Source organism: Burkholderia sp. PAMC 28687 (genome assembly GCF_001577465.1).
Taxonomy (GTDB): Bacteria; Pseudomonadota; Gammaproteobacteria; order Burkholderiales; family Burkholderiaceae; genus Caballeronia.
Map to the genome: position 1 here is coordinate 228,634 of NZ_CP014508.1, position 20,110 is coordinate 248,743.

Below are 20,110 nucleotides of genomic sequence, written 5' to 3' on the forward strand. Positions count from 1 at the left end.
CGGGCAGCGATCTTGGCGTCCCCCACATCCCGTCGCTACCTGTCACGACACAACGTAAGCCACTGGCCTCCGATTTCCTCGCACTACCTCAGCGGTTTAGTACAAAAGATCCTATCGATAGATCGGGAGTATGAAAGGTCGCTGTTGATGGAGCGCATCTAAGCGGCTACTTATAAGGTTTTATCTGCTGTCGCGGCCTGGCCAACAGATCCAATAATTCGCGGTACTTTACTTTTTTATTTCGTATATTTGAGGAGAGTTTATATACCAACATACTCTCGCGTTAAACCGGGCTACTTGCTTGGCTGAACAATGGTTCAGCAAGGCCAGCTGGACGAGCAGGCGAATGCATACGTCGCTTACCTGATCGAGCGGGGCTATGTCCGAGAAGCTGTAGAACAGCTTTTACAGGAGCGTTGCACACTTCGTTTAGTGGCGCTTGCCACTGGACGTCGCACGGCGGGCTCAAAATTGAAGCGCAACACCAAAGCGTATAAGGTGTTGTAATGCATAAAGCGAATCAGTACGAGCAGTTGCAAGCTGAGGAACGTCTGGAGATTGCGAGCCTACGTCAACGGGGTTCTAGTATTCGGGCCATGGCCCGAATACTAGGGCGCTCGGCCTCTACCCTTAGCCGTGAACTCAGGCGCAATAGCTCTGTGCTTGGTTATGTCCCAGCAGCGGCGCACGCACTCAGTTCGGCCCGACGATCCAACAGTGCGGGTGCGCCCAAACTCGGGCCTCACAGCGCTTGCTGGAGGGTCGTCCTTACGCTGCTCGAGTGGCGTTGGTCGCCTCAGCAAATCTCTGGAGTCCTCAAGCGTATGTTCCCAAACGATCCGACTTTGCAGGTCTCGCACGAAACGATTTACACCACTATCTACGCCCACCCAGGCGGCGAACTACGGCGTCAACTCATTGCTTGTTTGCGTCGTGCTCATCGCGCCCGTATGTCGCGTACACGGGGTAGTGATCGCCGCTGGCAAATTCCAAATATGGTCAGCATTCACGTGCGCCCACCTGAAATAGAGGATCGCGTGATGCCCGGGCACTGGGAGGGCGACTTCATCAAAGGCGAAGGCAATCGCTCCTCTGTGGGCGTGTTGGTGGAGAGAACCAGCCGTCTAGTGCTGCTGGCTAAGATGGACGATGCCACAGCCGAATCTGCACTGGCTGGCTTCTCCGCCAAGCTCAACTCGATCCCCGAGCACTTGCGTCACAGCTTCACTTACGACCAGGGGCGTGAACTCTCACGGCATCAAGAACTTGCCGCTCAAACAGGCGTGAAGGTCTATTTTTGCGGTGTGTCACGAACATGAGCGAGAGCTTGTGATGCTGTATCGAAGATGGGAGAAGGCCTCCCGAAGTCGGCTTGCAGGAGCAGGCTTCAAACCGCCCGGTGCTGCTGCGTTTAAGAGGCGTGGTGGTGAGCGACCGTGGAAAAGGCGTCCGGTCAGGACGTCAGGTAAGTGTTGAGAAGATGAGCGAAAGCAAACCGTTCGATGACGCATCGTTATAGACATAAAACATTGCCAAAACTGGGGTCGCACAGAAGCTCCAGGATCAGTCGGGACGATACCTGTTTACGGACCCGTCGGCATTCGGTGTATAGGCGGCATGAGCTCAACACAGGCTTTGATACGGAACGTGAGAACCTCGCGCTGGATGTAAAGGGAAATGACAAATGGCAAACACCATAAGGAAGAATACCGATGCCAGCGCGAGGGACGGAGTGGTTGTGCAACTTTTTTTCTGTAAAAGCGTTCAGGCGATTCCATCGAGAAGCGGAGATCAGGCGTTCATGTTGAGATAGATTTTTCCGCTCATCCACTCTTCGTCGCACTCGGCCAGCAAGGCAGAGACAAGACGAAGGCAGGATGGGGCGTTCGGGAAGATCGAGGCGACGCGGGTGCGACGCTTGAGCTCGCGATTGATCCGTTCGAGGCCATTGGTAGTGCGCAGGCGGATCCGATGGGCATGCGGCAGCTCGAAGATGGCAAACCCTTCAGGCAGATTGTCTTCGGCCCAGGTAGCGAGCGCAGGCGCTTCGACGGCCCAGAGATCGACCGCCTGCTTCAGCAGACGTTGGGCTTCGGCGCGATCCGGGGCATTGAAGATGGTCCGGATACGGAGCGCCACGGGTTTGCGCTGATCGAGACGAGCAACGTAAGCATGCGCATTCTGCTGCAGATGGAACTGGCAGCGTTGCCAGGGCACGCTTGGCAGCGTCGCGCGACGGGCAGCCTTAAGACCGGCATGATCGTCGGAGACGATGAGCTTGACGCCCTTGAGGCCGCGGCGAACCAGGCTGTCGAGGAAGGCTCGCCAGTGAACTTCAGCTTCGGACAGGGCAACCGACACGCCCAGGACCCGACGATGACCGCCTGCCGTGATGCCGACGGCGACGAGCACGGCGCAATCGACGAGGTGACCCGCTTCACGAATACGCTCATAGCGGGCATCGAGAAAGACGTAAGGCGTTTCATCAAGGGGACGCTCACGCCAGATTGCAAGACCCGCGTCGAGCTGTTCGGCAGCCCGGCTGACCTGAGTCGAGGAGATCGACACCTCCGGCCCCAGCAGCTTGACCAGGACGTCGGTGACCTTGCGGGTGGAGACGCCCTGGACGTACATTTCGGCCAGCGCGAGATCGACCGCCTGCTCGGTGCGAGTTCCTTTTTCGAGCGCGCTGGGGTAGAAGCCGCTGCCGCGCACCTGGGGAACATTGAAGGTCAGTTCGCCGACGCGTGTCATGACGGTTTTGGGTTTGAAGCCGTTCGCATAATCGATTCGTTCCGCGGTTCGTTCATGAGACTGGGCATTGAGATACTGCGCCCGCTCGATCTTGCTTGCTTCGTTGACCAGGATGCGCAGGGCTTCGCCCGCGCCGTCCAGGCCGTTGAGCAGAAGCGCTGCAAAAGCGTCTTCAAGGGGATGATGTTCTACGCGTTGCGCCATGCTGTCGACTCCTTCGTCAGAGTGAGTAAGAATGCTCCGAAGGAATCGCCTGCGACTATGACGCTGCGAGCGTTTTGCCGCGCGGCTATGCCGTCCTCCGCTCTTCGGGCGCTACGCGCCCTCATCACGGCGGCCGTCACAGCCACGCAACACCAGCATACGAATTTACAGAAACAATGTTGCACTAACGACGGAGTCGCCCGTAGTAGTGATGAAACCCTTGTAATGAGGGTGGAGCGAAGGGGCGGCGTTAGCCTGTTGACAAGTGTCGCCAACTCGCGATGCGAGGATGAGTGACATGGCATCAGCAAAACCATATTGCATTGCAAAGCGTACGGTGTGGGAAGCCTACCAACTGGTGGAGGCCAACCGAGGTTCTGCTGGGATCGACGATGAGACTATCGCGATGTTCGAGCAGGAGCGGTCCAAGAATTTGTACAAACTGTGGAACCGGATGTCGTCGGGGTCGTACTTCCCGCCGCCGGTCAAGCAGGTAGAAATTCCGAAGGCCAAGGGTGGCACGAGAAAGTTGGGAATTCCCACTGTGTCTGACCGAATTGCGCAAACTATCGTCAAGCTTCTGATCGAACCGGTACTCGATCCCGTGTTTCATCCAGACTCATATGGATACCGGCCGGGCAAATCGGCTAAGCAGGCAGTTGCTGTCACGCGAAAGCGGTGTTGGCAATATGACTGGGTCGTGGAATTTGACATCAAGGCGGCATTTGATCAGATCGATCATGCGTTGTTGATGAAGGCGGTGCGACGCCACATCAAGGATGACTGGATCTTGCTATATATCGAGCGGTGGTTAACTGCGCCGTTCGAAACTGCAGACGGTACCCGTTTGCCTCGGCAGAGGGGGACTCCGCAGGGCGGGGTTGTTAGTCCCATCTTGATGAATCTGTTCATGCATTATGCGTTTGACTGCTGGATGTCGCGGACTTACCAACAACTCCCTTTTGCTCGCTATGCCGATGACGCGGTAGTTCACTGCCGAAGTCGCGAGCAGGCGGAAGAAGTGATGCGGGCCATTGCATCGCGGCTGGATGAGTGTGGTTTGACGATGCATCCGGAGAAGTCAAAGATCGTGTATTGCAAGGACGGTAACCGCACCTTAGCTTATCCGAACGTGCAATTTACCTTTCTCGGTTTTACGTTTAGGCCCCGAGAGGCAAGGAGCAGGTACAACCGGCTATTTACCAGTTTCTTGCCGGCAGCGAGCAACGATGCGCTGAAGCGGATGCGGCAAACGGTGCGGAGTTGGCGGATACATCGGCGGACGCCAGCCACGCTTGATGACCTCGCGCAGCAATGCAATCCAACGATACAAGGGTGGTGGAATTACTATGGGGCGTTCTATCGAACGGCAATGCATGCGATCTTCCAATTTGTGGATCGGAAGCTCGAGTGCTGGGCCCGACGGAAGTTCAAGACACTGTCGCGACACAAACGGCGTAGCGCTGAATGGCTCCGCAAAATGGCGGCTGTTTATCCACGGTTGTTCGTTCACTGGCGTATCGTTGGGGCACCGGTTGGCTGACGGGAGCCGTATGAGGCGAGAGTCTCACGTACGGTTCTGCGAGAGGCTTGAGGTGAAACCCCTCGGGCCTACTTACCATCCACACAGCCCGTGGCAGCGAGGAACTTGTGAAAATACCAACGGCCTGTTGCGCGAGTACTTGCCAAAAGGCACCGACCTTTCCGTCCATAGTCAGGCCGACCTCGACATCATCGCAGACAGCTTGAACAACCGCCCTCGTGCTACGCATGCGTTTCATTCACCCTTCGAGGTATTTGCCGCGACACTAAAAGCAGCGGATCTACCATCGTCATCTAAACATTAGACCAGTTGTTGCACTTCGACTTGAGACCGCCCACTTTGTATAAATTTCCCAATTTTTCGGTAGCGTCAAACAACGAACGGCTGGCACTCGATTGTGGGGTAGCTTAAGTCGAACATATCGAGCGCAGCGCCGAGACCACAGCGTTCGGTGCACAGCGACTTCGGTAGTCAATGTCGATATGGGAGAAGACGATGCGCCTTTCTTTCGTAATAACGAACGTCGCTGGAACCGGCAACTCCCAGCCGTCCTCGCCATTAATGTCTGGTAACACCTTGCCGACCGAGCGCAGGGTTTGGCGTAATTCTTCCGGGAGTGAGTAGACGAGCCCGAAGGAACGCGCCACGTCATTGCCTGCGTCGCTCAGAACGGCAAAATCAAGCGCATTGCGTTCGGCAGTTGACATTGAGCCGTCGGGCAACTGGGGCGAGATCGCGACCAGGCTGGCGCCCAGTCCGGCAAGCTGCGGCAGCAGCCGCTGGAATGCTCTGAGCTGAATATTGCAATAAGGGCACCAGCCGCCCCTGTAGAACACGACAACAGCGGGTCCCTCGCGAAGTACGTCCGAAAGTGAAAACATTTGGCCAGCTACGCCGGGCAATACAAAGTCAGGTGCATGCTGTCCGACAGCCAGCACGTTGGCGATTGGGAAAGTTGCTTGCAACTCCTCAACCTTTGCGTCATAGAGCGCGACCCGTTCAGCCGGTGCCGTGCGTTCGTATCCAGTGCGAAAAGCTGCGAGTTCCTGCTTGAGTTCCATAATGCAATTCCTGTGTGTATCGTCGGTTGTTGTGCCGAAATGCCCCGTCTCGATGATCGTCCCGCGGCTCGCTCGCAGCGTCACCATCAATTAAAAGGCCGTTCTGTGCCATTTCGATAGGAAGAATGTCCTTGTCGACTTCCGGACGGTAGACCGGTCGCGGAGATATGATTCATTCCCTGGAGGAATGACGCAATGGATAGATTGACCGCAATGGAAACCTTTGTCAGCGTGATCGAAGCCGGCTCGTTTTCTGGCGCCGCGCGCCGGTTAAAGGTGGGGCAGCCGGCTGTATCGAAGTCAATTGCGCAGCTCGAGGAAAGGCTTGGCGTGCGTTTGCTGCTGCGCTCAACACGCGGCCTTACGCCTACCGATACCGGCAAGCAATTCTACGAACGTTCGAAACGCGCTATCGAGGAAGCGGATGAAGCAGAGCTAGTCGCGCGCGGCGCCGGTGCGAGTCTCTCCGGACGCTTGCGGGTATGCGCTCCGGTGACTTTTGCGCGTCTGCGCATTGTTCCTGCGATGAAGCTCTTTCTGGCCGCGCACCCGGAGCTGACCATCGAAGTCGTGCTCGACGACCGTCATATCGATTTGCTCGAAGAGGGCATTGATGTCGCTTTGCGCATGGGGGTCCTTCTTGACTCGGGCATGACTGCGCGCAAGATCGGGCAAGCCCGGCGGCTCGTGGTTGGGACCCCCGCCTATTTTAGATCGGCTGGAACCCCCGATGTGCCTGCCGACCTGATCGGGCATCAGGCGATTGTCTACGGGCAGTCTGGCGGCGTTGCTGCATGGACGTTCAAACGGGGCAGCTCGGAAACCGCGGTGGCGGTATCTGGCCGGATGAGCGTAACGGCCGCCGAAGGCGTCCGCGCGGCCGTGCTCGCAGACATAGGGATCGCGATAGTATCCGAATGGATGTTTGCACCGGAGCTTGCGGTCGGCGCGGTGGACGCGGTACTAACCGACTGGACCTTGCCGCCCGTCGATCTGTGGGCCGTGTTTCCGACCGGCCGGATGGCCAGCGCGAAGGCGCGCGCGTTTGTCACGTTCGTCGAGGCGACCCTGGGATTCGCAACCGTATCCACCTAAAAAGGCCGAGCGCTCCACAACGCCACGCAGCAAGGGGCTGGACCGGTCCGCGATACGACCACAGCGTCCCTCGCGTTGCCTATGCAACTGCCCGTCGCAACGCGGGCAGCATGTCTGACGGTTCCGGTCGACGGGTGTAGTCGGGATTGACTTCCGAATACAGGATCGTGCCGTCTTGCCCGATCACGTAGCGCGCGGGTATCGGTAGCGTCCAACTCGGGTCGTCGTTGAAAGCAGGCAAGTCGTTCTTTAGATTCTTGTACAGCGCGACGAGATAATCCGGCAGCGCGAAGCGCAAGCCAAATGCGGCGGCGACATCGTTGCGCGCATCACTCAGGATGGGAAAGCTGAGTTTGTTCTGCCGAACGGACTTGCGACTGTTCACCGGGTTCTGCGGCGAAATCGCGACCAGGCGCGCGCCCCCGGCTTCAAATTTCGGCAGAGTTTCCTCCAACGCCTGTAATTCCATGTTGCAGTATGGGCACCAGACTCCGCGATAGAAGGTGATTATAAGCGGCCCATTCTTGAGTAGTTCTATCGAAGACACCGGTGTGCCGTCTGGATCGGCTAAGGTGAACGCAGGTGCGCTGGCGCCGGCTTTCAGCGCGCGTTCCGCTTGTCCCGATGCAATCAGTTCGGCCGTGGCGCGCTCCATCACTGGATGGATCTCAGGCGGTGCAAAATAAGGGGCCTTACCCGCCTTGAAGTCTCTCTTGAAGGCATCGAGTTTGTCTTGCAGTGACATGACGAGTGCTCCTTGAATAATAGATAAAAGAACTTAGGCGGCTTCAGAGACCGGTTTGGTCCATTCGTTGCCTTTCATGAAAATGTCGAGCGGGGTGTGCGCCAAATGGTTGGTGTAATTGCTCATCACCTTGGCAGCGACGCCCAGCACGACTTCGAGAACGTTCTGACGCGTATAGCCGGCAGCAAGGAAGGCGACAATGTCCACTTCCGGTACAAAGCCGCGATCGCGGACGACAAGGGTGGTAAAGCGATGCAATGCTTCGAGTTTTGCGTTGGGGAGTGGTACGCCGGCACGCAACGCTTCGATCACGGCGGGATCCATCTTGATCATCCCGGCAAGCGTCGTGTGGCCCGCCATGCAGTAGTGACAGTTGTTTTCAAAATTTGAGCTCATATAGACTACCTGCTGCTCGTGCGAGATCAGCGTGCTTTTGGAAAAGAGATCCCAGAGCGCCGAGTAGCCGGTTAGCAATTCAGGTGACTCGGCCATATTTGCTTGCAGGTTCGGGACGAAGCCGAACGTGGATTTGACGGCCGCCAGCGTTGCCTTCGATGCTTCCGGTGCTGTATCTGCGGTATGTGCGGTGAAGTGAGTCATGGGATTTATCCGTTTCGGTGAGCGCCGGGCGGTGCGTAGCGTAAACTATGTTCGCGCAGTCGCCATGCACGCAGTAGTGCTCAACAGCAAATAACACCTATTCCGCCAAGGCATACCGAGACCCAGAACCGCCGGGATTTGTTGCATTAAGGCTGTGATGTGATACGTGGCAAGGCAAACGATTTCTTGCGAAAGTACGTCAACTTGAAAAGAGGGCGGAAGTCTTCCTATCGAGCGGTGGACAGGACCGGTCAGACGCTTTCTTTTTTAAGCGATATATCGAGCCGAGGCTGCCGCGCAGCGGTACCTGGAAAATCAATTGATCAGAACGGAGACAATAGGTATTACTCGCCAAAGCGTCTTTGGTCGTCTCGCCAAGGCATGATTAACTAGGAAGAGCGAGCCGATCAAATCTACGACCTGAATCCAAAGACATCTCAATTAGTCTTCCAGACCCGCCTGGTTGAGTTGACACATCGCGATGACAGAGCGCGGTCTTGCACGGGTTTGGTGGATCTTGAGCCAGCCAGGAGCAAAAGTGAATCAAGGATTGATCGGGATGGCAATCGTGCACAAAGCGCACGGCGAACATTCCGTCGTTCCCGGCTCTTGCACGGCAATGCTTGAGCGCCGCTCAGAAATGCGGCAACTTCCTTTTCCTTGCCGACTTTCGCTTGAGTTCCACGAACAAAGCCAAATCAGTCACGGCGGAATATCCTCGAGGAATCAGCTTGCGGCATCGGCATAGTTGGACGGAAAGAGCGCGCGACGCGCCTCGTCATCCAGTTCACGCTTGAAGACGTGGTCGCGTCCTGCAAGACGCGCCCGTGCCACCGCAGGGCGGGCGTCGACGGTGTCGAAGAGGCGCTGCAGGTTGGGAAAAGCGGCAAGCGGGTCACCTTCGCCTGGAAGCACGCGCGGCGCCCGATCGAGCCAACCCCATGCGGACATGTCGGCAATCGAGTACTCATTGCCAACGACGTACTCGCGCCCGGCCATGTGTTCGTCGAGCACGCGGTAGTGGCGCTCGATCTCGCGGCGATACCGGTTGATGGCGTACGGCAGCTTCTCGGGCGCCGCGTGCTGGAAGTGCACCGCCTGGCCGGAAAAGGGCCCAAGACCCGTGCCGAGGAAGAAGAGCCACGACAGCAGCTCGGGGCGGTCCGCCGGCATGCCGACGAAGCGCTGGATCTTGTCGCCGAGGTACAGCAGGATAGCGCTGGAATCGAATACGCGCGCCTCGCGTCCGCCTGGACCTTCCGTGTCGATGATGGCCGGCACCTTGCCGTTGGGATTGATGCGCCTAAACGCCGGCAAGTGCTGCTCGCCCTTGCTGGTGTCGACGGCAATCAATTCGTAATCCAGCCCTGCATCTTCGAGGAAAAGGGCGACCTTCGCGGGATTCGGCGTGGGGTGAAAGTAGAAGCGAATCATGGTGTCCTTGCATGGAAAAGAAAATTTCGTTGTCTTGCACTCGGAACGCAACGCAACGCTAACTGCGCTCAGATGTCTTCCACAGAGAAGTCGCTTGCTTTTTAGATCGATCGATTTAGAATATCTTAGCTTGTTCGGGATGGCAACCTACTGGTGGAAACGAGGAGTAAGCCAGCATGTCGAGACCACGTGAGTTCGATGAGGCCGCAGTGCTCGACACCGCCATGCGATGTTTCTGGAAACGTGGGTACGAGGCTACTTCGGTGCGCGAGCTTGCCGAGAGCATGGGCATCACGGGTGCCAGCCTTTACAACGCGTTCGGCGACAAGCGCTCGCTGTTTCGCCGGGCGCTTGTCTATTACGTCGCGACGAGTTTCGATGAACGGGTCTGCTGCTTCGAGGGACACCTTCCTCCATTGCAAGCCATCAAAGGGTTCTTTGCCGAGATCGTCGAACGTTCCCTGCGCGATGAGGACCGCAAAGGCTGCATGCTCGTCAATTCGGCCCTGGAGGTAGCGCCTCACGATCCTGAGTTCCAGCAGGTCGTGGCGGGCGTGCTGGTCAAGATCGAAGCGTTCTTTCGGCGTTGCGTGTTGGCGGGGCAGCAGGCGGGAGAAATCGCCTGCTCCCAGCCGGCGGATGACCTCGCGCGCATGTTGCTTGGCGTATTGCTCGCTATCCGTGTGTTGGCCCGCTCCCGACCCGAACCCGCATTGCTGCATGGGCTCGTACAGACCGCCCTCGTGCTGCTCGACAATCATGAGAAGCAAGGAGTTTTAGCCTAATGATCGAACTTTATTACTGGCCAACACCAAACGGTCACAAGATTACGATGCTCCTGGAGGAAGCGGGTCTCGACTATCGCATCCATTCGGTGGACATTAGCGCGGGCGACCAATTTGCGCCGGCGTTCCTTGCGTTCTCGCCGAACAATCGCATGCCGGCAATCATTGATACCGCGCCCGTCGATGGCGGCGAAGCGATCGGCGTGTTCGAGTCTGGTGCAATTCTCACGTATCTCGCGGAGAAAGCGGGTCGCTTCTTTCCGTCCGATGTCCGTTCCCGCAATGTGGTCAACGAGTGGCTCTTCTGGCAGGTCGGGGGTCTGGGGCCGATGGCTGGACAGAATCATCACTTCGGTATCTATGCGCCGGACAAACTGCCTTACGCGATCGAGCGCTATGTCAACGAGACGAACCGGCTGTATGGCGTGCTCGATCGCCGCCTGGAGGGCCGTGCTTTCATCGCGGGCGAGCACTATTCGATCGCTGACATGGCGTCTTATCCGTGGGTGGTGCCATGGCAACGCCAGCAGATGAACCTCGACGACTTTCCGAATCTGCGCCGCTGGTTCGACAACGTGCGTGAACGGCCCGCAACCGTGCGCGCTTATGCGAAGGGTGACAACTTTTCGAGCCGTCCCTCGGTCACGGAGGAAGGCAAGAAGATACTGTTCGGCCAGACCGCGGCAAGCGTCGCCGGCAAGAAACAGTAACCTTAAGCGGCTGCCCAGTCGTTTATTTTACCTCTCCCGAAATAAAGAGATTTCCGCTTAACCCGGCCGAGTCTCATCGCGGTCTACCTTCCGCCTGTCAGGATGGATGCAGAACCGCTCGAGAGCGGCTACCTCCCGCTCAAAGGATCGTGTCCTCGGACGGATTGCATGGCAGGAACTCGCTCGTCCCGGCTCGTCTGCTAAAGTGGCCCCTGCTTTTGAGACAACGGTTTAAGGTGTGGTCTGAAAGTGGATGAAGGCAAATGGTGGAAAGCAAAAAGAGGAAGGTTCACGGCGCAGAGTTCAAGGCGAAGGTGGGCTTGGAAGCGGTGCGCGGCGTGAAGACGATCAACGAGATAGCGCAGCTGTATGGCGTGCATCCAGTGATGGTTGGGCAATGGAAGAAGGAAATTCTCGCTAACGCCGGCGCGTTGTTTGAGAACAAGCGCGGTCCGAAACCGGAGGCGGCACGAGACGGCGAGGATCGTTTGTATGGCGAGATCGGGCGGCTGAAGATGGAGCTGGACTGGCTTAAAAAAAAGTCCGGCTTGTAAGTCGTCTAGTCCGCCTTGGCTGGATTGATCATGACGACACTCTGCCGATTGTCCGACAGTGCGAGCTGGCCGGCGTCGCGCGCTCGAGCGCATATCGCCTGGGCATGGTGCATGAAGCTGAACAAACCGATTTGCAATTGTGTGCCCTGATTGACGAGGAATATACGCGGCATCCGTTTTATGGCAGCTGACGCATGGTGGTATTTTTACTAAGGCAGGGCCATCTGGTCAACCGAAAACGGGTGCAGCGTCTAATGCGCACAATGGGTGTGACGGGCATGGCGCCGGGCCCCGCGTCGAGCGTCAAACATCCGGGGCACAAGGTCTATCCGTACTTGCTGCGCGGTTTGCCGATCGTACGGTCCAACCATGTGTGGAGCACGGATATTACGTATATCAGGCTCGCACGTGGCTTCGCGTATCTGGTAGCAGTGATCGACTGGTATTCGCGTCGCGTGCTGTCCTGGCGTATCAGCAACAACATGGATGTGTCGTTTTGCGTGGACTGCCTGGAAGAAGCTCTTATTCTGCATGGCAAGCCGATGATCTTCAACAGCGATCAAGGGTCACAATTCACAAGTGCGGCCTTTACGGGGGTGCTGCTACGCGAACAAATCGCAATCAGCATGGACGGGCGCGGCCGAGCGTTCGACAACATCTTTGTCGAGCGACTGTGGCGCAACGTCAAGCACGAGGACGTGTATTTGAACGGATATGAAACGATGGGCGAGCTCACGCTCGGCATGACGCGTTACTTCGATTTTTACAATAGCGAACGACCGCACCAGTCACTGGGCTACCAAACACCTAACATCGTGTACGCCAGCGGGCATGGTGGCGGCGCTCTCATCGTCGACAAGTTTGGCTCCGGAAAAGAAAAAACAGGGCAGCGCTGTTCCGCTGCAAGCGTGGATCTAAGTACAGCTTAAATCCAAACAAAAGATGGGCGGTTTCAAGCGTGAAGTGCAACACCAGCAATGAGATCTTGCTTGAGTTGAGAGAAGACTTCGTGGGGAGACTGGAAGCCGAGGATTTTGCGAGGGCGGTGGTTCAGGGCATGCTCAATGGCAGTGAGTTCCTGATGCGAGACGTCGCTCAAGTCCATACCTTTGGGTAGGAATTCGCGGATCAGGCCGTTGGCATTTTCGTTGGAACCGCGCTGCCAAGGGCTGTGAGCATCGCAAAAGAAGATGTTCATATGCAGGCGCTTGCTCAGGGTTTCATGCATTGCCATCTCTGAGCCCTGGTCATAGGTCATGGTTTTTCGCAAACTCTCAGGAATGCTTTTGAGTCGGCGATGAAAGCCTTCGAGGACGTCTGGGGCGGTGCCTCCGTCAAGCTTGACCAGCATGACATAACGGCTTGTTCGCTCGACCAGGGTACCGACCGAAGAGCGGTTCATAGCCCCCTTGATGAGATCGCCTTCCCAATGACCCGGGACGATGCGTGCGGCCACCTCCGGCGGGCGCAGGTCGATGGAGGTCATGTTGGGCAGACGGCCCTTGCGCACGCTGCCACGAGCGCGAGGCAGGCGCGCCTTGTGACTCTTACGCAGCAGCTCAATCAACTCCGCTCGCAGGGTGCCCCGAGGCATAGCGTAGATGGCGCAGTAGATCGTCTCATGTGAGACCGTGAGCGGCCGGTCGGGCAAGGCTCGCTCAGCCGGGGACGCAGCGTGGTTCATGTCCCGTAGTTTGCCTGCGATCTGCTCGGGAGACCAGTGACAACGCAGCCCGCTGAGCACCATGCGCCAGAGCGGTGTCTGCATGTCGGCACCCAGCTTACGTCGAGCGGCACCGGCGCCAGCACGCCGGGCGCGGCAGCGCAGATGGGCCGCCCCGGCTTGGTAGCCAGTGGCCTGGGCAGTCGCATGGAGCTTGCCGCGACTAATCTCCCTGCTGATAGACGAGTGATTCAAACTCAGTTGCCGGGCAATCGCCCGGCAACTGAGTTTGGCTTGTAGTAAGGCATGGATCGACATGCGATCAGCCTCGGTCAAGTGCGAGTAGTGGGTTCCCATTTGTGCAGCACCTTACAGGACGTAGGGTGTTGCACTTCAAAATTGATTCCGCCATGTCTTGACGGACGGGTCCACTTTATGGTTCCACCGAAGCGCTGTAACGACCGCGTCGTGTCCCTATGAAATCAATTTTAGTTTAAACATTCGAAATGTGCACTTTACGGGGAAGAGCTTTGACGCCGGGGGCGGACCGAGCGGTAGCAATCCTACAAGCAAATCGGAGTTGTCGCTGGTATTCGACATACGTTCTAAAACAATGTACGCGTTGTATAAATTAATCCTTTTACTGAACCGGCATAGGGCGGTTAACTCGTACGGTGGAGGCAGCGCTTCGATACTGTCTTGTCGCGCTGGAAGGCAATCATCTAATCATCAAGTGAGATCAATTTGTTTGTGTCTAGACCGACACTTGAATGGCAGGTCCGGTCAGGCTGCGAACTGGAACCACCTCAGCGGCAAGTATTCGACAAGGCCGCTAGGAGGCGGCCTAGTCGAGATGCTTGTTTAGAAAGACCAGCATAATTGCGGCAATCTCATCGACTTTCTCGTCGAAGGCGAAATGGCCGGCGTTCAAGAGATGAACTTCAGCATCGGGCAGATCACGTTTGAACGCTTCCGCCCCAGAAGCAAGGAACGAAGGATCATTTTTACCCCACACCACCAGGGTGGGTGGTTTGAACTCGCGTAACCACGCTTGCCACGCGGGGTAGGAAGCGACGTTCGTTTGATAGTCGTATAGGAGTGAACCCTGAATTGCGCGTTGGCCAGGTTTTGACAGGTGCGCGTACTCGTCAGTCCAGGCATCCGGATCGTATCGGTCTGGATGAGAACTGCCGGCGGTGTGTCGCTGTTCAGTAGCCGGCAACGACATAAATGCATCTAGTATCTCAGGGTGCCCTTTAGGATTCGCCCAATATTGAGCGATATCGGTCCATTTGGTCCCGAGTCCGTCTCGGTAAGCGTTGGCATTCTGAACGACGAGTGTCTGGACCCGCTCTGGGTGGGCTGTCATGACCCGAAAGCCTACTGGTCCGCCGTAGTCGTGCAGATAAAGGCTGTATTTGTCGATTCCCAGTTGCTCGAGGAAATGATCGGTCGTCTGTGCCAAATGGTCGAAGGTGTAAGCGTACGACAATGGCGGCGGAGCGTCGCTTTGGCCGAAGCCCGGGAGATCCGGCGCCAGGAGGTGATAACGCGTAGCAAGCAATGGAATGAGTGCGTCAAACTCGCGCGAGGAGGAAGGAAAGCCGTGCAGAAGTACCAATGTAGGCGCATTCTTTGGTCCAGCTTCCCGGTAAAAGATGCCTATGCCATCGACCGTTAAAGTGTGATAGGAGGTTGTTGAAGAGATCGACGGAAGTGAAGCGGCGTGCACCACATGGGTCGCAATCAGCGCGGCGGCTACGGCTATTAGAGTTCGAATTTTCAAAGTTATATTCCTTTTGAATTTATTAAAACAGTCGCGTCCAGTTTTCGGCTTAACGTCTTGATGGGACTGCCACCGCCCCTTTGTTCGACCTTACGCATGCTCCCGGTTCCGGTGACGTCGTACTGCTGCTTACTTTTCCTCCGCATTCGTGTGAACGAGTAAGTCAGGCTGCATCCGGGGCAAGGGACGAAGCTGCAGGTGTGGTGGGTTCAGTGATTCCATTTTCACGCAAGTACGATGCGTGACCTGCCTACCCCCGCGAATGGCATTGCTCTCTCCCGGGGTTGAAGAACTTGTAAAGGTATTTCTCTGTATGTTGTTCACCTTCGATTGCGGGCGCGTAGCCGACCCGCACCTTGCATTCATAGAAGGCTTAGCCCCTTCCAACCTTCAAGTTTCTTCACCTAATTCGGTTCGCAGGCACATGCGGTTACACGTTGGCCAAAAGAATGTTGATGCTAGCCCACTGTGAAGCTTATCCACCCCGGGTGAATATTCCTTGCCAAAGTGAATGGGGATTCCACGGCAAAAATAACACGAATTCCACGGCAAAAAGAACAGGGTTTCCACGCCATCGCGAACAAGAATTCAGGGTGGCAGCGACGCGGGTCAACGGTGGCACGATCGACAGTTTTGTCGGGAGTGCCGAACCTGAACTGGAGCTGACCGCATCCGATGGGCACCGATGGGGACGAATTCTTCAGGGGTCCCACAAGGCACTTGCTTACCTAGACTTCAATTGCTTTAATGGTGACCTTGCAATTCTCGAACGCCAGTGCACTTGAGACGGGCGCTTTGGTCGTCGGGCGAGCGTAGACGATCAGGCGCCTTGGGCGCTGTTTTCAATCAGGTTCGTGGCGAGCGGCGTCAGAGGTCATTCGACGTTGCGTCCAGGATTGTCGACCATATGCCTGTGCATGGAGAAGCGATGCACTCGATTTGCACCAGATGTTAGCGGCGGTGCAAATCCGACACTAAACGGCGGCGTTAGGTTGAGTAAAGCGAGAACGCCCAGGGGCGCTTATCGCTGACTCGTGGTTGTTGCCAGCTCGTGCTCAGAATGGGTCGTCGACGCCGGTCGGGTGAGCGTTCATGGGAGGCGCGCGTTGTTCGCGCTGTAGCTCGTGCAATGCGAGCTGGTAGTGCGCGCAGATCCGCCAGCGTAGATCGTCGATGAGTTCGACGACGGCGAACGCTTGCTCGGCGGACCAGTTGTCTGGGATCAGGAAGTCGAGCCCGCGGGTGACCGCGGAAGGCAGCTGACGGCGCGTCATGGTGCCTTCTTCTCGGCCTTAGCCGCACTACGTTTCTTCGTGCGCTGCTCGGCGCGTTCACGTGCCTCCTTCACACGATAGGACTCGCCTTCGATCACGACGACCTCCGCACGATGCACGAGTCGGTCAACGAGAGAGACGACGCAAGCCGCATTCGGAAACACCTCATGCCATTCTTTAAATGGTCTGTTTGTCGTAACCACGGTCGAGGTGACCCCGTACCTTCTGCTGACGAGTTCGAACAGCAGATCGGCGTGGCGGTTTGAGTACGAGAGGTAGCCAACCTCGTCGATCACGAGCACATCGGGCGAGGCATAGCGATTCAGTCGGCGGCGCAGGGCAGAATCGCTATCGAGCGCGGCCAGTTCACCGAGCATCTGGCCGGCGGTGGTGAACAACGCTGTGTGGCCACCTGCGATTGCCTGATAGGCGAGATTGAGCGCCAGTGTGGATTTACCGACGCCGTTCGGGCCGATCAGTACGACGTTGGCGGTGTCTTTGATGAACTCAAGCGACATTAACTCTTCGACGGCGACACGATCGCACCGCTTAGGCCATGCCCAATCAAAGTCGCACAGCGGTTTGAAGCTGCCTAAATGCGCGTCACGGATACGGCGCTCCAGTGAGCGGCGACCGCGCTCGTCCTCTTCCCACTGCAGCAGAGGTGCGACCCACTGTTCGCCCGCAACGTCGGGCCAATGCGCCAGGAGTCCATACAGGCGCAAGGCGTGCGCGCGGGTTTGTAGTACATCAGGCGTGTTCATCAGAGTCTCCCGTGATCTGGTCGTAAATGTCGAGCCGATGGGGCGTTACCAACGTGTCCTTCTTGCGTACGTGTTCGGGCAACGGGACTGCGACGGGTGGAGGCGCTTGCCGCGCCGCGCGCCGGCGCTCCAGCGCCAGACGTACCGGATTCGGATGAGGCGCTGCGCCACTGGCGAGGGTCTCCTCAATGGCAGCCTGCAGTTCGGCGGCGCCATAGCGATCGAGCAGGCGCAGCAGATGAGACGTGATGTTCCCTAGATTACCGCCGCGTTCAGCGGCACGCAGCATCAGGGCCTGACTGGCCGGCGCGGCCCGGCTCAGATGGTCCAGGCCACGATGGTGACGCGCTTCGCGTTTGCGCTCGACGAGGCCGTCGATGTGCGCTGCAATCTCGATCTGTGCACCGCGATCGTAACTGCGCTCATGGGTGGCGAGCAGATCGGCGCCGTCGAGAATGCGGACCTGCCGCGGATTGGCCCGTACCGTAAGCGCTCGCCGCACGTGCGTATGCGGGATTGTGTAGTCGTTCAAATCGAAGCGAACATACGGCGTCTTGTTGACCTGCACAGCAAGTTGCAGTTCGCAGGGGTACGGATTCTCCGGCAGGGCCAACAGACTGGGCTGTTCGCGGGCGAAGGCCTCACGCACGGTGATGGCGGGCTCTTCCCGGCACGGTCGATCGGCCGCAGGTCCGGCGCACCAGAGTGCGGCCTGGGCATTGAGGTCGTCGAGGTCAACGAATTTGCGCGCGGCAAAGAAGTTCTCGCGTACAAACCGGATTGCCCTCTCGACGCGCCCCTTCTCGTTGCCTCTGGCTACGGCCACGGGCCGCGGTTCATAGCGATGATGTGCGGCGAACGCGAGCAGCGTTGGGTTGAAGCGGATCGCGTCGCCCTGGCGTTCGAGCACTGCACTTTTAAGGTTGTCGTACAGGATGACCCTTGAGACGCCGGACCATGCCGCGAAGGCACCGGCGTGACCGGCCAGGAAGCTGTCCATCCGCGCATCGAGGAAGAAGTGCAGATAGATCTGTCGCGACCACGACAGCACCATCACGAAGGCCATCAGGGGTCGACGCGCACGTCCGATTTGCAGATGGCCGAAGCTCCCCCAGTCGCATTGAGCTTGCTCTCCAGGTAAGGTGCGTAGCCGAAGGTACGCCTCGGCCACCGGGCGCGGACGATGAAGCGAAACCAAGTGTCTGAAGTGGTGCTGACCGCCGCGGTAGCCGCGCTCATAGACCATGGCATACAGGCGGCTGGCCGTGAGCGACGGAAACTTCTTGAGCGTTTCGAGGATGAATGGGAGATATGCGTCGATCTGCGAGGGCCGCTGAACGGTGCCAATTCGCGGCAGTCCGGCCTGAGCTAGCACGCGCTGGACGGTGCCTCGGTGCACGTGCAACTGGCGCGCGATGGTGCCACAGCGCCACTTCTCAACATGGTAGTAGCGAAGGATTTGTGCTTCAAGTTCGGTTCCAATGGTCATGGGTCATGTCCTGTGTAATGCGTAGGAATGCAAACATCATGGAAGACCCGACGGCGAAGTGGCCCGAGGCGTACGAAGCCCGAACAGACGCATTGGCAGAAGTGGCAATGCTCAAGCACAGGTGGGGTGGTTATGGGTACCGGTGCTGTGGCCGCCGACGTCGTCGAAGTCGGTGCCAGTAGAGCATCGGCGGCAGGCATGACGGAACCGTGATGCGTCACTTTATTCCGGCGGCTGCGATAGCGGCGCATCCGTTCGGCGTGTGCAAAGCGGCCATGGCGGCTGCGCTGGTAGCGCCGGCCGGCCTCGCGCATGCTGGAATGGCGCGAAAGCTCGGCGCAGTCGCTATTGCAATAGATTTGGCCGCGGTCGCAACGGCGGCAAACAATGACCTGCGCCCGACAGCGCACACACACGAACAGTCGGCCTGACGCCGGCATCGAGAATCCCCGTCAATGCCGATGCAGTATCGACAGGGCTAACGAGGCGTGCAATACTTGGCGCGCACTCGTGCCCCGTCGTACGCGTGTTGGGTTCGACACCGGAATGAACCTGGCAGTTTGGGCCGGTGTCGGACCTGTTTGTTCGGCGGTAGGTAAAACCTTCTTCTACCGCATACCGACTCCTGCGTCACCCCATTCAGAAGTGAACCGCACCGGGCGCGTCTACACTCGCCCTTCGGGCTCCTTCCGACGCACCCGATACCCGCCCATCGGCACCTGCGCCAGCCGCCGAAAACCCGCTCTGAAGAACAAGTAATTTAGCGTTTCTGATTGACGCCGCCATCTGGTGTCGCTTTCCGACCGCCGTTCACACCAGAATCACCGCCGCGACGGCGTCGTCGGTAAAGCGTCGAGAAAGGGGTATCGCTGATGATCGGCAAGCGTCTCAATGAATCATTGTCCGGTCCCGATGTGTTGGTTGCGCTGCGTGAGAAACGTGAGCAACCCGTCGACGCCATGCTGCGCGATCTGATCGGAGAACTGCTGCTGATAGACCTGGATTAGCCATGCGCCGAGCACGTTGATGTCGTAGACGCGCCAGCCCTGCGGCGTCTTGTAGAGCCGGTAGTCAAGTTCGAGCGGCGACCCGTTGTTCATAATGGCGGAGCGCACCACCACGTCGGTATCGGTGGGCGCGGCGCGAAACGGCTGGTAGACGACCTGCTGGTCGTGCACCTGCGAAAGCGCGCCCGCGTACGTGCGGATCAGCAATAGCTTGAACTGTTCGACGATTTGCTTCTGTTGCTCAGGCGTCGCGCTCGCCCAGTTGCGGCCCATGACGAATCGCGTCGTGCGGGTGAAATCGGTGTACGGGAGGATCTTCTCGTTGACGAGTCGGGTGATGCCGTCGAGATTGCCCGCTTGAATCGCCTTGTCGGTCTTGATCTCGCCGAGCACCTGCTGAGTAACCGCTTTCATCATGCCATCGGGCGTGCTCATGTCGTCCGACTGTGCGCGCGCAGCGCCGCTCAAGGTCACGAGCAAGGCAAAGAGGGAAAGTCCGAGCAGTTTCTTGATCATCGCGTCAGCCGAAAGTTGAGGAAAGCGGGAACCGGCCGATCGCATCGGTCGCGAGGCCCGCCCCGAACCGTAGCATCTTTTTGCAGATCCTGACCTCGACGGCGCCCGCGCTGGCTCTTCACGAGA

Annotated in this window: 16 protein-coding genes and 4 pseudogenes; 9 read left to right on the forward strand and 11 right to left on the reverse strand. The window is 57.8% G+C overall.

Features of this window, described 5'->3' with window-relative positions; genetic code table 11:
• Positions 1–312 precede the first annotated feature (312 nt).
• Positions 313–507 (forward strand): hypothetical protein, encoded by a 195-nt coding sequence (locus tag AX768_RS34035; protein WP_062003964.1) that lies wholly within the window; start codon positions 313–315, stop codon positions 505–507.
• A pseudogene (locus AX768_RS30765) lies at positions 507–1,301 on the forward strand (IS30 family transposase); the annotation flags it as partial. The gene AX768_RS34035 and the pseudogene AX768_RS30765, both read left to right, overlap by 1 nt.
• Before the next feature lie 490 nt (positions 1,302–1,791).
• Here the strand turns inward: AX768_RS30765 and AX768_RS30770 are convergent.
• On the reverse strand, positions 1,792–2,958 hold the full coding sequence (locus tag AX768_RS30770; RefSeq protein ID WP_062003966.1) for an IS256 family transposase: 1,167 nt from the start codon (positions 2,956–2,958) through the stop codon (positions 1,792–1,794).
• Positions 2,959–3,247: 289 nt separating this feature from the next.
• Here AX768_RS30770 and ltrA point away from each other — a divergent pair.
• Positions 3,248–4,515 (forward strand): annotated as a pseudogene (gene ltrA, locus AX768_RS30780) (group II intron reverse transcriptase/maturase).
• Positions 4,516–4,580: 65 nt separating this feature from the next.
• Positions 4,581–4,805, forward strand: a pseudogene (locus tag AX768_RS33140) (transposase); the annotation flags it as partial.
• Between the two features lie 103 nt (positions 4,806–4,908).
• On the opposite strand, the gene AX768_RS30785 reads toward AX768_RS33140, so the two are convergent.
• Complete coding sequence (locus tag AX768_RS30785) at positions 4,909–5,562, reverse strand: peroxiredoxin-like family protein (protein ID WP_062004115.1); 654 nt, start codon at positions 5,560–5,562, stop codon at positions 4,909–4,911.
• Positions 5,563–5,757: 195 nt separating this feature from the next.
• On the opposite strand from AX768_RS30785, the gene AX768_RS30790 reads away from it, so the two are divergent.
• On the forward strand, positions 5,758–6,657 hold the full coding sequence (locus AX768_RS30790; protein ID WP_062003972.1) for a LysR family transcriptional regulator: 900 nt from the start codon (positions 5,758–5,760) through the stop codon (positions 6,655–6,657).
• A gap of 79 nt (positions 6,658–6,736) precedes the next feature.
• Here AX768_RS30790 and AX768_RS30795 read toward each other — a convergent pair whose 3' ends face one another.
• From AX768_RS30795 to AX768_RS30805, 3 genes are all read right to left on the reverse strand, one after another.
• On the reverse strand, positions 6,737–7,402 hold the full coding sequence (locus AX768_RS30795) for a peroxiredoxin-like family protein (RefSeq protein ID WP_062003974.1): 666 nt from the start codon (positions 7,400–7,402) through the stop codon (positions 6,737–6,739).
• 33 nt (positions 7,403–7,435) lie between these two features.
• A complete protein-coding gene (locus tag AX768_RS30800; RefSeq protein ID WP_062003976.1) occupies positions 7,436–8,002 on the reverse strand; it encodes a carboxymuconolactone decarboxylase family protein in 567 nt (188 codons plus the stop codon).
• Positions 8,003–8,728: 726 nt separating this feature from the next.
• Entirely contained in the window at positions 8,729–9,436 is a 708-nt protein-coding gene (locus AX768_RS30805; protein WP_062003978.1) for a glutathione S-transferase family protein, read from the reverse strand.
• Between the two features lie 176 nt (positions 9,437–9,612).
• Between AX768_RS30805 and AX768_RS30810 the strand changes: the two genes are divergently transcribed.
• The 3 genes and pseudogenes from AX768_RS30810 (at position 9,613) to AX768_RS30825 (ending at position 12,414) form a co-directional block, all read left to right on the forward strand.
• The gene (locus AX768_RS30810) at positions 9,613–10,221 is read left to right on the forward strand and encodes a TetR/AcrR family transcriptional regulator (RefSeq protein ID WP_062003980.1); all 609 of its coding nucleotides are present in this window, start codon (positions 9,613–9,615) and stop codon (positions 10,219–10,221) included.
• Positions 10,221–10,931 (forward strand): glutathione binding-like protein, encoded by a 711-nt coding sequence (locus AX768_RS30815; protein WP_062003982.1) that lies wholly within the window; start codon positions 10,221–10,223, stop codon positions 10,929–10,931. The genes AX768_RS30810 and AX768_RS30815 overlap by 1 nt, the downstream gene beginning before the upstream one ends.
• Positions 10,932–11,194: 263 nt before the next feature.
• Positions 11,195–12,414, forward strand: a pseudogene (locus AX768_RS30825) (IS3 family transposase).
• 23 nt (positions 12,415–12,437) lie between these two features.
• Here the strand turns inward: AX768_RS30825 and AX768_RS30830 are convergent.
• The 5 genes from AX768_RS30830 to istA all read right to left on the reverse strand — a co-directional run bounded on the left by AX768_RS30830 (position 12,438) and on the right by istA (position 18,461).
• Positions 12,438–13,505 carry an IS30 family transposase gene (locus AX768_RS30830; protein ID WP_082779188.1) on the reverse strand — a complete coding sequence of 356 codons (1,068 nt, stop codon included), beginning with the start codon at positions 13,503–13,505 and terminating at the stop codon, positions 12,438–12,440.
• A gap of 487 nt (positions 13,506–13,992) precedes the next feature.
• Positions 13,993–14,934 carry an alpha/beta fold hydrolase gene (locus tag AX768_RS30835; protein WP_062003987.1) on the reverse strand — a complete coding sequence of 314 codons (942 nt, stop codon included), beginning with the start codon at positions 14,932–14,934 and terminating at the stop codon, positions 13,993–13,995.
• Between the two features lie 1,055 nt (positions 14,935–15,989).
• Positions 15,990–16,208 carry a hypothetical protein gene (locus AX768_RS30840; protein ID WP_062003989.1) on the reverse strand — a complete coding sequence of 73 codons (219 nt, stop codon included), beginning with the start codon at positions 16,206–16,208 and terminating at the stop codon, positions 15,990–15,992.
• Positions 16,205–16,972 carry an IS21-like element helper ATPase IstB gene (gene istB / locus AX768_RS30845; RefSeq protein ID WP_062003992.1) on the reverse strand — a complete coding sequence of 256 codons (768 nt, stop codon included), beginning with the start codon at positions 16,970–16,972 and terminating at the stop codon, positions 16,205–16,207. Before istB ends, AX768_RS30840 begins: the two co-directional genes overlap by 4 nt.
• Positions 16,959–18,461 (reverse strand): IS21 family transposase, encoded by a 1,503-nt coding sequence (gene istA, locus AX768_RS30850; protein ID WP_062003994.1) that lies wholly within the window; start codon positions 18,459–18,461, stop codon positions 16,959–16,961. Before istA ends, istB begins: the two co-directional genes overlap by 14 nt.
• A gap of 212 nt (positions 18,462–18,673) precedes the next feature.
• On the opposite strand from istA, the gene AX768_RS30855 reads away from it, so the two are divergent.
• The gene (locus AX768_RS30855) at positions 18,674–18,892 is read left to right on the forward strand and encodes a hypothetical protein (protein ID WP_062003996.1); all 219 of its coding nucleotides are present in this window, start codon (positions 18,674–18,676) and stop codon (positions 18,890–18,892) included.
• Positions 18,893–19,357: 465 nt separating this feature from the next.
• On the opposite strand, the gene AX768_RS30860 is transcribed toward AX768_RS30855, so the two are convergent.
• Positions 19,358–19,981, reverse strand: coding sequence for an MlaC/ttg2D family ABC transporter substrate-binding protein (locus tag AX768_RS30860; RefSeq protein WP_062004117.1), 624 nt, complete (start codon positions 19,979–19,981; stop codon positions 19,358–19,360).
• Positions 19,982–20,110 lie beyond the last annotated feature (129 nt).